This window comes from Nocardioides guangzhouensis (assembly GCF_004519545.1).
Taxonomy (GTDB): domain Bacteria; phylum Actinomycetota; class Actinomycetes; order Propionibacteriales; family Nocardioidaceae; genus Nocardioides; species Nocardioides guangzhouensis.
In genome coordinates, this window is record NZ_SDKM01000002.1 from 62,528 (window position 1) to 75,222 (window position 12,695).

The window sequence follows — 12,695 nt, forward strand, 5'->3', positions numbered from 1 at the left end:
ACCGCGATCACCCGTCGCCCTCGATCGACTCGGCCAGCCGGGCCACCAGTGCCGCCATCGCGGACCGCAGCTCCGGCCCGCCCTCGATCCGGAACGGGAACGGGACCCGGGGCAGCCACTCCTCGGCGTACATCTGCGGGTTGCTGGTGCTGCCCACCAGCACGCAGCCCTCGTCCGCCTCCTCGAGCCGGCCCATGGTGCGCGGGACCCACGGCGCCACCTCGTCGTACGGCGCGTCGAAGGCGACCCGGGTCGTGAACTCCCAGCCGATCCCGAGGTTCTCCTCCAGCGCGGCCACCGGGTCGAGCCCCGCGGGCGGGACGAAGGCGTCGCCGGTCTGCTCGGCGCTGCCGATCCGGTCGATCCGGTAGGTCCGGGTGGCCTCTGCGGACAGGGAGTGGCACAGGAGGTACCAGCGGCCGTGCCGGACCACCACCGCCCAGGGATCCACCTCGGTCTCCCACTCGCGGCCGGACGCGCTGCGGTAGGACACCCGCACCCGGCGCCCGGTCGCGGCCGCGGCGACCAGCGCGCTCGTCGTGGCGGGGTCCGGGCGAGCGGAGTAGCGGTCCGGCGTGGCCGACGCGTGGGTCCGCAGCGCCGCCGCCTGCGCGCCGACGCTCTCCGGCAGGGCCCGGATCACCTTGGCCAGGGCGGACCCCACCAGGTCGTCTGCGTCCGCGGCCTCCGGCTGGCCGTCGAGCACCGCCATCACCAGGCCCAACGCCTCGGACTGGGTGAACATGACCGGCGGCAGCCGGGTGCCGCGACCCAGTCGGTACCCGCCGTACGGGCCGCGCAGGGACTCGATGGGGATGCCCGCCTCGCGCAGGATGCCGACGTACCGCCGCGCGGCCCGCTCGGTCACGCCGAGCCGGGTGGCCAGCTCGTCAGCGGTGGCGCCGGGCCGGGTCTGCAGGATCTCGAGCGCGCGCAGTGCCCGGGCGGTGGGGCTGACCTCGGCTGGCACGCGGGCAAGGGTAGGAGGTCGGGACACGAACCGGAAGCGGTTCGTCCGGAACCACCCCTAGCGTGGCCCTTATGACCGAGTTCATCGAGCAGGACCTCAGCGGGGCGACCTTCGAGCGGGTCAGCCTGCGGAAGGCGACGTTCCGGCAGGTGCGCCTCAACGACGCCCGGCTCGACGTGGTCGACCTGACCGGCACGCGGGTCCGCGGCGCGCTGCTCGACGGGACCGTGCTCCGCGGGGTGGAGGTGGTGGACCTCGACATCTACGGTGAGCTGCGCAAGGTCACGGTCAACGGGGTCGACGTGGTGCCGTTCGTCGAGGCCGAGCTGGACCGGCGCATGCCGGACCGGGCGAGGATGCGCCCGCGCGACAGCGACGGCTTCCGGGCGGCGTGGGCGATCCTCGAGCGCCTGTGGGCGGGCACCGTCGAGCGGGCCCGCACGTTCTCGTCCGACGACCTGCACCGCGGCGTCGACGACGAGTGGTCGTTCGTCCAGACGCTGCGCCACCTCAACTTCGCCGACGCGGCCTGGGTGAACCGCCTGGTCCTCGGCGACCCGTCCCCGTGGCACCCGCTCGACCTGCCCTGGGACGACGCCCCCGGGTGGGACGGCGTCCCGTGGGACCGCGAGGCACGCCCGTCGCTCGACGAGGTGCTGGCCGTCCGCGCAGCACGGCAGGCGACCGTCCGCGAGGTGCTCGCGTCGCTCACCGACGAGGAGCTGGCCGCGGAGAAGTCGTGCGCCGGACCCGGCTGGCCACCCGAGGGCGAGGTCGTCACCGTGGAGGAGGCCCTCCGCGTCGTCCTCAACGAGGAGTGGGAGCACAGGCTGTACGCCGAGCGCGACCTGACCGCCCTGGAACGTCCGACCCAGCCGCAGGGCCCGACCGAGCCGCAGGGCCCGACCGAACCGCAGGAGGAGAACTGACATGGACATGGTGCTGATCGCCGGACTCTGGCTGGACGGGTCCGCCTGGGACGACGTCTCACCGGCGCTCGAGGGGCTCGGCCACCGACCGGTGCCGCTGACCCTGCCCGGCCAGGGCGACGGCTCGTCGTCCGCGACCCTCGACGACCAGGTCGCTGCGGTGGTGGCCGCCGTCGACGCCGCCCCCGACCGGGTGACCGTGGTCGGTCACTCCGCCGCCTGCACGCTGGCGTGGCTGGCGGCGGACGCCCGCCCGGACAAGGTCGCCTCGGTCGTCCTCATCGGCGGCTTCCCGTCGACCCCCGGGGAGGCGTACGCCGCGTTCTTCCCGATGGTCGACGGCGCGATGGCCTTCCCCGGCTGGGAGACGTTCGAGGGACCCGACGCCGCCGACCTCGACGCCGACGCCCGCGCGCGCATGGCCGACGGCGCCATCCCCGTGCCCGAGGGAGTCGCCACCGCCACCGTCACCTACTCCGACGACCGGCGGTACGACGTCCCCGTCACCATGGTCTGCCCGGAGTACTCCCCTGCCGAGGCCCGGGCCTGGATCGACGCCGGCGACCTGCCCGAGCTCGCCAAGGCGAAGCACGTCGACCTGGTCGACCTCGACTCCGGCCACTGGCCGATGTTCACCAGGCCCGCCGAGCTCGCCCGCCTGCTCGCCGACGCCGCCACCACCTGACCTGCCGAACGGCCACCTCTCGCGCGTCGAGCGGCCAGCTCTTGCGCCCGACCGGTGGTTGAGGAGCGAGCGCCAGCGAGCGTCTCGAAACCACCGCCGAACGGCCAGCTCTTGCGCCCGACCGGTGGTTGAGGAGCGAGCGCCAGCGAGCGTCTCGAAACCATCGCCGCTCGGCGCGCAATTCGGGGCACCTCGGGCATCAAGTCCGGGCACCTCGGGCATCAAGTCCGGGCACCTCGGGCATCAAGTCCGGGCACCTCGGCGGGGTCAGGACTGGAGGCGGTGGCGCAGGCCGGTCGCGCGGAGGGCCCGGCGCTCGGTGGCGGCGCGGACGGACTCCTCGGTGCCGACGACGCGCACCGTGGAGCGGGCCCGGGTGACCGCGGTGTAGAAGAGCTCGCGGGTCAGCAGCCGGGAGTCCTCGCCGGGGAGCAGCACGGTCACCTCGTCTGCCTGGCTGCCCTGGGCCTTGTGGATCGTCATCGCGTGCATGGTCTCGACGTCGTCGAGCCGGGTCGGTGCGAACTCGAGCAGCCCGGTGGCCCCGTCGACGTACACCCGGAGCCGGCCGTCGGGCCCGACCACGGTGACGCCGACGTCGCCGTTGTGGACGCCGAGGCCGTAGTCGTTGGCGGTGACCAGGACCGGGCGGCCGGGGTACCAGAGGTCCCACAGCGGGTCGCCGGTCGCCTCGGTGATCCACTCCTCGACCAGCCGGTTCCAGCGGCGTACGCCGAACGGTCCGTCGCGGTGCGCACACAGCAGGCGGTGCCGGTCGAGGGCGTCGAGGGCCGCGCGGGCGTCGCCGGCCAGCGCCGCCTCGCGGATCGCGAGCGCCGCGTCGAGCACCGGCACGCGCAGCGCAGGCGTCGGGTCCTCGTCGGTGAGGAAGAGGACTTCGTCGGAGCCGGCCGCGAGCTCGACCAGGGCGGCGTCGGCGTCGCCGCGCTGGAGCGCCTCGGCCAGCGCGATGATGTGGGCCTGGGAGCGGTGGTTGGTGCGCAGCGCGGCGACCGGGCCGTCGTCGCCGGCCAGGCCGGAGACCAGGTCGGCGAGCACCGCGCCGGCGTCGACGGACGCGAGCTGGTCGGGGTCGCCGACCAGCAACAGCCGGGCGTCGGGGCGGACCGCCTCCAGCAGCCGGGCCATCATCGTCAGCGACACCATCGAGGTCTCGTCGACCACCACCACGTCGTGCGGAAGCCGGTTGCCGCGGTGGTGCCGGAACCGGGTGCCGTTGTCGCGGCGGCTGCCCAGCAGACGGTGCAGGGTCGAGGCCTCCAGGCCCGCGATCCGCGCGGAGTCGGCCGCGGGCAGCCGGGCCGCCTCGGTGCGCACCGCCTCCTGGAGCCTCGCCGCCGCCTTGCCGGTCGGGGCGGCCAGCGCCACCCGCGGCCGCCCGCCGGTCAGCTCGGCCTGCTCGGCGAGCAGCGCCAGCAGGCCGGCCACGGTCGTGGTCTTGCCGGTGCCCGGCCCACCGGTGAGCACCGTCGTCCAGCCGAGCACGGCACGGCGCACCGCGGACCGCTGCTCGTCGTACCCGTGGTCGGGGAAGACCCGCCCGATGCCCGTGTCGAGAACTGCGACGTCGACCGGCGGTGGCGCCAGGGCGCGGCGCGCCACCAGGTCGGCGCAGACCTGCACCTCCTGCTGCCAGTAGCGGTCGAGGTAGAGCAGGTCGTGCTCCCACCGAAGCGCGCCGGCCGCGACCAGCGGGCTGGCCGTGACCGCCTCGGCCCATGCCTCGGCGTCCGGCCACGGGAGCGCGCCGCCCTCGGGGGGCGGCACCGACCCCTCCGCCGTCGCCAGGTCGAGGCAGACCGAGCCGAGCCGGACCGCGCGGGTGGCCAGCGCGACCGCGAGCAGCACCTGCTCCTGGCCCTCGCCGCCGAGCGCTCCGAGCCGGGTGGCGACGTGGACGTCGGCGGCGGTGAGCACGTCGGCGTCGTTGAAGGTGCGCAGCACGCCGGTCGCCCGCAGCGCGAGCCGGCGGTCCTGGGGGTCGCGCGGGACCGTGGTCTCGGGGGCCAGGGTCATGCCGCTCCCTCCCCGCTGTCGAGGGTGCCGTCGAGCGTGAGCCCGTCCAGCAGGTCGCTGAGCTCCTCGACCAGCGCGACCGGCGGCCGCCACGAGAAGACCCCGGCCGGGTGCCCGTCCCACACCGGCGTCACGTCCCCGCACATGCCGCGGAGGTAGAGGTAGAGGACGCCGCCGAGGTGCTCCTCCGGGTCGTACGCCGGGAGCCGCCAGCGCAGGTAGCGGTGCAGCACGACGGCGTAGAGCAGTGCCTGCAGCGGGTAGTCGGAGTGGCCCATCGCGGCGGCCAGCGCCTCGGGCCGGTAGTCGTCGGCGGTCAGCGGACCCTCCATCGGGCCCAGCCAGTTGGTCTTGTAGTCGACGACCAGGAACCGCCCGCCCACGCGCAGCACCACGTCGACGGAGCCGGTGAGGTAGCCGCGCAGGTCCTGCCCGGCCAGCGCCGGGTCCCGCAGCGCGTCGGCGTACGGGAGCAGCGGGTCGCCGTCCGGAAGGTGCCGGCGCAGCAGCGGCGCGAGGTCGCCGAGCCGCACCCGCCCCGCGTCGTACGACGCATCGTCGCCGCCGGCAAGGGGCAGCTCGAACTCCATCTCGCAGAGCCGGTCGGCCAACGGCACGTCGCGCAGCCGGACGTCGCCGGCGAGCGGGCCGAGCGGCGAGGAGCACACCTCGAAAAGGGCGGCGGCCAGCGCCGCGGGATCGAGGTCGACCGGCCACCGGACCAGCTGCTCGCGGCCCCGGTCCAGGAGCTCGGCCTCGAGGTCGGCAGCCTGCGGGTCGGCGGTCTCGAGCACCCCGTGCACCAGCGAGCCGAACGTCGCCCCGACCGGCAGCGCGGCCATCGGCGAGGGGACCGCGTCGCCGGTGTGCGCGACCTCGGGCAGCGGCTCGGGACCGTCGGGCTCGTCGTCGCGGGGCACCACCTCGGGCTCGCTGGAGACGCCGGCATCCGGGGTCGGCGCGGACGCGGCACTGCTCAGCGCGGTGTAGGACGTGCGGCGCCACGTGGTGTCGACGGTCCGGTCGAAGGTCCGGGCCGCGGGCAGCTCCCCCGGGCTCGGCAGCTCGGCTCCGGAGAGCGGTGCCGGCACCGACCGCTCCCACACCGGGCCCTGCCGCGCCCGCCAGGCCTCGAAGAACACCTCGGCCTCGTCATCGGTGGGCAGCGGGTGCTCGGGCGGGACCGCGGGCATGCCCGGCCCGCGCCCGATCAGCATCCGGTGCAGGGCGGAGGGCTTCGCGTTGTTGGCGGGTGCCCACCAGGTGACGACCTGGGACTGTGCGCGGGTCAGGGCGACGTAGAGCAGGCGCAGCGACTCCCCGGCCTCCTCGTCGCGGGCGCGGGCGACGTTGCCGGCCCACGTCGGGCCGCCGCGACCGACGTCGATCGAGCGGGCCCGGTCGTCGCCGTGGAAGAGCGGCATGTCGGGGTCCGGAGCCCAGCGGTCGGCGACGAACGGGAGGTAGACCACGGGGTACTGGAGGCCCTTGCTGCCGTGGATGGTCACCAGCTGCACCGCGGCGGCGTCACTGTCGAGGCGTCGGGTCCGCTCCGAGGCGACCTCCACCTTGTCCTCGGCCATCTGGTCACGCAGCCAGGTGAGCAGCGCGACCAGGCCGAGGCGGTCGACCAGCGCGGCCTGGTGCAGGGCCTGCGCGACGTGGCGCAGGTCGGTGAGATGCCGCTCACCGTCGGCCCGCGCGAGCACCCGGGCGTAGAGGCCCCGCGCCACCGCCGCCTCCATCACCGCGGCCACCCCGCGCAGCGCGAACAGGTCGGCCCAATCGCGCAGCAGGTCGGCGACCTCGTCGGTGAGCAGGTCGCCGCGCTCGTCGAGGTCGACCGCGGAGTGCCCGAGGAACGAGGTGAGCGCCGCGCTGCGGACCCGAGCGGATCGGTGCGGCTGCTCCAGCGCCTCGAGCAGGGTCTGCCACTCGACAGCCGCGGGCGTGGCGAACACACTGCCGCCGCCCGCGATCACGGCGGGTACGCCGACCTCGGCCAGCGCCCGCCGGACCAGCTGGAGGTTGCGGCCGGTGTGCGCGAGCACGGCCACGTCGCCCGGCTCGACCGGCCGCCCGTCGAAGGTGGCGCCGGAGGTGAGCAGGGCCTTGATGTCGTGGGCGCAGTCCTGCGCGATGTGCGGGCGGTACGTCGCGACGGTGAGGCCGGTGGTCCCCCGCCGGCCGAACTGGTCACGGCGCAGCACCCGCAGCCGCAACGGTTCGGGCCGCGGCGCGCCCTCCAGCCGGGACGTGTCGTGCCAGGCGGACACCGGCCGGACCACGATCTCCGGGTGGCCGAGCGCGGCGTCCTGCAGGACCACGCCCAGCGCGTCGACCAGCGGCTGGTCGGAGCGCCAGTTGACCGCGAGCGTCTTGCGGGTGCCGGCGGTCTCCGCGGCGGCGAGGTAGGTGACCACGTCCCCGCCGCGGAAGGCGTAGATCGCCTGCTTGGGGTCGCCGATCAGCACCATCCGCGCGTGCCCGGTGAACGCCCGGTCGAGCACCTGCCACTGGACCGGGTCGGTGTCCTGGAACTCGTCGACGAGCACCACGGCCCAGCGCTGCCGCATGCGGACCCGCGCCGGCGCGCCCTCGGTCTCGAGCGCCTCGGCGAGCTGCGAGAGCAGGTCGTCGTAGGACAGCACCCCGAGCCGCCGCTTCCGCCGGTCCATCTCGGTGCGCACCGCGTGCGCGAAGCCGACCCGGCGGTGCGCGGTCGAGCCCGGGTCGGCGCCGGCCGGCTCCAGCCGGGCCTGGGGGTCACCCACCGCCTGCCGGGCGAGCTTCAGCGCCTCGGAACGGGTGAAGACCGGGCCCTCGGCGGCGTCCGCGAACCCGCGCAGGTAGAGGTCGTCGACCACCTCGACGAGCAGGTCGTCGAGGTCCTCGACCAGCCGGGCGCCGGTGTCGGTGTCACCGGCCACGCCCAGGCTGCGCAGCACCAGCTGGCAGAACTGGTGGGTGGTGGCGATGGTGGCGGCGTCGAAGCTGCCGAGCGCCTCGCGGAGCCGGCGCCGGCGCAGCGCGAGCTCGTGGGGAGAGGCGTCGCAGAGCAGGTCGAGCAGCACGCTCGGCTCCCGCGGCGCCGTCGGGTCGGCGAGGGCACGCTCCGCCTCCACCAGCTGGGCCCGCACCCGCTCGCGCAGCTCCTGGCTGGCGGCCCGGCCGAAGGTGACCACGAGCATCTGCTCGAGCGAGGCCTCACCCTCGGCGACGAACCGGGTGACCAGCGCGCCGATGGTCCAGGTCTTGCCGGTGCCCGCGCTGGCCTCGAGCAGGGTGGTGCCGGTGGGCAGCGGGTCGCGGATGTCGAACGGCTGCAGGTCGCTCACGAGGTCACTCACAGGGTCACTCACAGGGGCCCCACCCTCTCGCCGCCGGTCAGCAGCGGACCCCACACCCGCCAGGCGTAGCGGCCCAGCCGGTGCGGCTCGTCGTTGAAGTCCTCGTCGGCCCGCGGCACCGTGGTGAGCACGGACAGCGGCGCGTCATCGCCGTGCACCCGGACGTGGGCCGGGTCGTCCTGCTCGCCGGGCACCGCGGCGGCCCGGTCGCGGTCGGTCTCCCACTCCCGCCGTGCCTGCTGGAGCGGGTCCTTGGGGTCGCCCATCCGCGCCCGGAGGCTGCCCTCGGCGTACGCGAGGCCGGTGCGCAGGGGCAGCGGCAGCGGCTCGCGCAGGCCGCGGTCGTAGGTGTCGACGAGGTCGCGCAGCCAGGCGACCGCCCGGTGGTCGAGCGGACCGGCGAGGGCCTGGCTGGGCCCGGCGCGGCCCTTGCCCACCGCGGAGGCGGTCCAGCTCTGGTCGGGGTGGCCGGCGCTCAGCGCGAGCAGGTCGACCCACGACTGGAGCCGTTGCCGGGCCCGCAGGGAGGAGTAGGTCACCGACACGATCCGGCTGCCGACGATGCCGCTGACGGTGCCGGTGAGCCGACGCCCGTTGCCGAGGTCGACGTCGACGTCGAGGGTGCGTCGGGTGCCCTCGCGCAGGTGAGCGGTGCGCTCGACCAGCGCCTGCACCTCCTTGATGACGTCGGTGAGCGTGCGCTGCCCCAGCGCCGCGGGCGGCAGGAGTCCACGCAGCAGCTCGGCGGTCATGCTCGACGCCGGGTCGAGCCCGTCGAGCACGTCGCGCAGCAGCCGGTCGCCGACCGCCCACTTCTGCAGGGGGTCGAGCTCGACGGGGATCGCGTCGTGGGTCTCCTCGGCCGCCAGGGGTGCGGAGATGTCGAGGCGGGTGCGCAGGAACTCCCGGACCGGGTGCGCGAGGAAGCGCTGCAGGTCGGCCAGCGCCACGTCGCCGAGCGGGCGCGGGGGCAGCGGCTCCTCGACCAGCGGCCGCGGCTCCACGCGGGTGCCGAGCGCGGCCTGGGCCCCGGCCCGCGCGGCCGCGTCGAAGCTGAACGCCAGGCCGTCGCGGGTCAGCCCGGGCTCGAGGTTGCGGCGGTCGAAGGGCTGCAGCGGGTGCCGGGTCACCACGTGCCCGCCGACCGCGTCGACGAGCTCCCCGAGCGGCACCGCCGGCGGCCGCGGGGCACCGGTCTGCTCGTTGGCGCCGGTGTAGGTGACCACGAGCTTCTCGCCGGCAGCCAGCACCGCGTCGAGCAGGAGCTGCCGGTCCTCCGAGCGCACGTCGCGCTCGCCCGTGACCGGGTCGCGGGCCAGCACGTCGTCGCCGTCGACGGTGCCGCTGCGGGGGAACTCGCCGTCGTCGAGGCCGAGCAGGCAGACCACCCGGTGCGGCACCGACCGCATCGGCACCATCGTGCAGACCGTGAGCGTGCCGGTGCGGAAGTTGGCGCGGGTGGGGCGGCCACCGAGCTGCCGGTCGAGCAGCGCCCGCATGTCCGCGACCCGGAGCTCGGTGCGGCTGCCGCCGGCAGCGGCGTCGGCGATCCGGGCCAGCTCCCGGTCGAACTGGGCGAGCTGCCAGGCGTCGCGCACCGGCACCGCGGTCAGTGAGCGCACCCCGTCGGCCAGGGCACGCACCCAGTCGGCGACCGTGCGGGCCGCGGTGAGCGCGTCGACCGCGGCGGCCAGCCGGTCGACGTACTCGCCGAGGGCGCCGACCAGGTCGATGTCGCCGGACGAGACGTCGTCGACCGGCAGCGCGGCGCCCAGCCACCGGTGCTCGTCCTCGGCCATCGCGACGCCGACCAGCACCCGGTCGAGCCCCGCGCGCCAGGTGTTCTGGCCGAACCGCTCGAGGCGGTAGTCGGCCCGCCCGTCGGCGTCGAGGCCCCAGCGGATGCCGGCCTGGTCGACCCACTGCGCGACCTGCGCCAGGTCGTCGTCGTCCAGCGCGAACCGCTCGCGCACCGGCTCGGTCGCGAGCAGGTCGAGCACCTCGGTGGCGGTGGCCCGGCTGCCGACCAGCGAGACGAGGCGTACGGCGACGGCGAGCAGCGGGTTCGTGCTCGACAGGGCCCGGTCGGCCAGCCGGACCCGCAGCCGGTGCGCCGGGTGTCCCTGGGCCTCGGGGACCACGTCGGCGAGGCCGAAGCCGGCCTGGATCAGCGGCGCGTAGGTCTCGATGTCGGGGCACATCACCACGATGTCGCGCGGCTCCAGCGTGGGGTCGTCGGCGAGCAGCCCGACCAGCACCTCGCGGAGCACGTCGACCTGGCGGGCGGCACCGTGGCAGGCGTGCACCTGCACGGAGTCGTCTCCGGGCACCGGTCGGACCGACCCGGGCTCGACGTTGGCCCGCAGGTCCGCCTGCAGCCGGCCGAGCGCCGTGCCCTCGTCGCGGGCGGCCTCCCCCGCCGGTGACTCCGCGACCACCCCGACGCCGGCCAGGGAGCGCTGGAGCTCGCGGGCGTCGCGGCCGAGCGAGGCCAGCAGCGGGTGGCGCACCCGGAGGACCGAGTCGTCGGCGGTGCGGCGGACCGGACCGTCGGCCGCGACCGCGGCCAGCTCGTCCCACAGGTGGGGCGAGGCCTGGGGCAGCCACAGGTGCACGTCGCGCAGGTGGCCGAGCGCGGCCAGCAGCTCGACCTCGGTGCGCGGCAGTCGGGTGTGGCCGAACAGCGACAGCCGCGGCGGCAGCGCCAGGTCGTCGCCGCCGGCACGGAGCCGGGCCACCGTCCCTGCATGGCGTACGTCGGGCGGGGGCGCGTCCACCCGGTCGACCAGCCGGCGCCACAGCTCGGCCTGCCAGCCCAGGTCGCCGTCGAGCTCGCCGCCGACGCCGTCGCTGTCCCGCCCCTCGCGCCAGTCGGTGACCAGCTGCGGCCGCTGCGCGGCGTACGACGCGAACAGCCCGGCCAGCCGACGGGCCACCGACCAGCGCCGGTTGCGCCGCAGCAGGCCCTCGTCACCCGCGACCCCGTGGCCGAGGTGCGCGGCCAGGGTCGCGCACCACTCCTCGCCGAGACTCTCGTCGACCACGTCGAGCAGCGGCCACACGAAGCGGTCGGGGTCCCACGGGTCGTCGCGGTCACGGCCGAGCAGCATCCCGACCAGCGAGTGCGGAGTCAGGAACCGGACGCCCGCGCAGACCCCGTCACCGCCGCGCTTGCCGGACCCGAGCCGGTGGGACAGGCGCTGGGTCAGCCACCGCTCGACGCCGCGCGCCGGCACCACCACGACCTCCTCGGCGAACGGGTCCGCCAGGGGTGTCGCGAGCAGCTCCGCCAGCCCGTCGGCGAGCACGTCGGTGCGCTCGGCGCGGTGGAGGTGCAGGGTCACCCGCGCAGCATGCCACGGGTGACCCACACACTCCGGTCAGTCGTTCACAGCCCCCGCACCCGCATCACCACACCAGCGTGGTCGGACGGCCACAGCCCGGTGGCGGGGTCACGCGGGTCGCCGTCCCGGCCGGTCACCTGGCCGCGGTCGGTGCTCAACGGGCCGCCGCCCGCCGTACGTCCGAACACCATGTCGATCCGGTGCGTCCACGACCCGGGCAGCGGCTCGTTGACCAGCTCGTTCAGGCCCGAGGTGTCGCCGGCGTCGAAGCCGGGCAGGTCCGCCGGCCGGCCGGACGCCTTCCAGAGGTCGGTGTAGCCGCCGGCGCCCGTGATCAGCCGGTACGGCGCGTTGTGCGGAAGCGTGTCACCGATGTTCACCTTGATGCTGTTGTTGGCCGGGTCGGAGTTGCAGTCGCACACGAAGACGGTGCTGCGGTTCGGCGAGGTGGCCTCGGCCAGCAGCTGCCGGGCCTGGGCGTACGCGAGGTCCGAGCTGAAGGCCTCGAGGTGCGTGTTCACGAACCGGAAGCGCTGCGCCCCGGCCCGGACGTCGACCCACTGGTAGCCGCGGTCGAAGTCGATGGTCGGCGTCCCCTCCGGGAGCCCGGGCAGGTCGAACGACAGGTTCGCGTCGTAGATCTTGTCCCCCTTGCCGGTGACCGACAGGCCGTCCTCGACGTGCATCAGGATCACGTCGCGCATGGTCAGCCGCACGTCGCGCGGGTTCGCTCCGGTGGCTGAGAAGCTGAGGGACTCGACGTCGGCCCGGTTCCCGACGCTGACCGCGACGTACTGCTCACCGCGCTCGGCCAGGTCGCCGAGCAGGATGGCGAGGAAGTCGTAGTCGACGTGGGTCGCGTTGGGCACACCGACCTGGGTGGGCTGGGGCGGGCCGGACCGCCAGAGCGCGACCTCCTGGAGGCCGATCAGGTCCGGCTCCGTGGTGGAGATCTCGTCCGCGAGCAGGTTCGACCTGACGTTGAAGTTCGTCTGGTCGACGATCGTGCGCGTCACGTGGGTGGCCACCGCGAGGGCGCCCACGATCTTTTCGGGGGTGGCGTCGGGCTGTGCCGCCGCCCGCAGCGCCGCCTCGACCGGACGGTTGATGTCCCCACCGAGGTACAGGTTGCGCGTCATCACCGTGACCGGCTTCGCCGGTGGGTTCGGCGTCGCGTCCGCCGTGCCCGTCACCGCCAGCGGCGCCAGCAGCAACCCGATGGCGCACCCGAGCGCCAGTCCCTGTCTCTTCATCCTCATCGTCCCTCCCAAGGCCGTGTGGTTCCTGCATCCTCGGCGGGCGCACCCCAGATGTCCATGGCCCGGCCGGAGCGGGCACCACTGGGGTCGGGCGCGGAGGGGCGTCCCGCCCCTAGACTGG

At 75.2% G+C, this 12,695-nt stretch carries 7 protein-coding genes; 2 read left to right on the forward strand and 5 right to left on the reverse strand.

The window, feature by feature from the left end:
• Positions 1-7 precede the first annotated feature (7 nt).
• The gene (locus tag EKO23_RS01650) at positions 8-970 is read right to left on the reverse strand and encodes a helix-turn-helix transcriptional regulator (RefSeq protein ID WP_134713418.1); all 963 of its coding nucleotides are present in this window, start codon (positions 968-970) and stop codon (positions 8-10) included.
• 71 nt (positions 971-1,041) lie between these two features.
• Here EKO23_RS01650 and EKO23_RS01655 point away from each other — a divergent pair, with 71 nt between their 5' ends.
• The gene (locus EKO23_RS01655) at positions 1,042-1,899 is read left to right on the forward strand and encodes a DinB family protein (protein WP_134713420.1); all 858 of its coding nucleotides are present in this window, start codon (positions 1,042-1,044) and stop codon (positions 1,897-1,899) included.
• A gap of 1 nt (position 1,900) precedes the next feature.
• On the forward strand, positions 1,901-2,584 hold the full coding sequence (locus EKO23_RS01660; protein ID WP_134713422.1) for an alpha/beta fold hydrolase: 684 nt from the start codon (positions 1,901-1,903) through the stop codon (positions 2,582-2,584).
• 267 nt (positions 2,585-2,851) lie between these two features.
• On the opposite strand, the gene recD is transcribed toward EKO23_RS01660, so the two are convergent.
• The 4 genes from recD to EKO23_RS01680 are packed head-to-tail and all read right to left on the reverse strand — an operon-like array spanning position 2,852 to position 12,568.
• The gene (gene recD, locus EKO23_RS01665; RefSeq protein WP_134713424.1) at positions 2,852-4,621 is read right to left on the reverse strand and encodes an exodeoxyribonuclease V subunit alpha; all 1,770 of its coding nucleotides are present in this window, start codon (positions 4,619-4,621) and stop codon (positions 2,852-2,854) included.
• Positions 4,618-7,959 (reverse strand): UvrD-helicase domain-containing protein, encoded by a 3,342-nt coding sequence (locus tag EKO23_RS01670; RefSeq protein WP_246050847.1) that lies wholly within the window; start codon positions 7,957-7,959, stop codon positions 4,618-4,620. The genes recD and EKO23_RS01670 overlap by 4 nt, the downstream gene beginning before the upstream one ends.
• A 20-nt stretch (positions 7,960-7,979) precedes the next feature.
• On the reverse strand, positions 7,980-11,315 hold the full coding sequence (gene recC, locus EKO23_RS01675; RefSeq protein ID WP_134713426.1) for an exodeoxyribonuclease V subunit gamma: 3,336 nt from the start codon (positions 11,313-11,315) through the stop codon (positions 7,980-7,982).
• Positions 11,316-11,359: 44 nt separating this feature from the next.
• Positions 11,360-12,568, reverse strand: coding sequence for an exonuclease/endonuclease/phosphatase family protein (locus EKO23_RS01680; protein WP_134713428.1), 1,209 nt, complete (start codon positions 12,566-12,568; stop codon positions 11,360-11,362).
• Between the last annotated feature and the right edge of the window lie 127 nt (positions 12,569-12,695).

Bases quoted from the DNA above. Each gene is read 5' to 3' on its own strand.
- EKO23_RS01655 (WP_134713420.1), top strand. From the start codon at position 1,042: ATGACCGAGTTCATCGAGCAGGACCTCAGCGGGGCGACCTTCGAGCGG.
- EKO23_RS01660 (WP_134713422.1), top strand. From the start codon at position 1,901: ATGGACATGGTGCTGATCGCCGGACTCTGGCTGGACGGGTCCGCCTGG.
- recD (WP_134713424.1), bottom strand. From the start codon at position 4,621: ATGACCCTGGCCCCCGAGACCACGGTCCCGCGCGACCCCCAGGACCGC.
- EKO23_RS01680 (WP_134713428.1), bottom strand. From the start codon at position 12,568: ATGAAGAGACAGGGACTGGCGCTCGGGTGCGCCATCGGGTTGCTGCTG.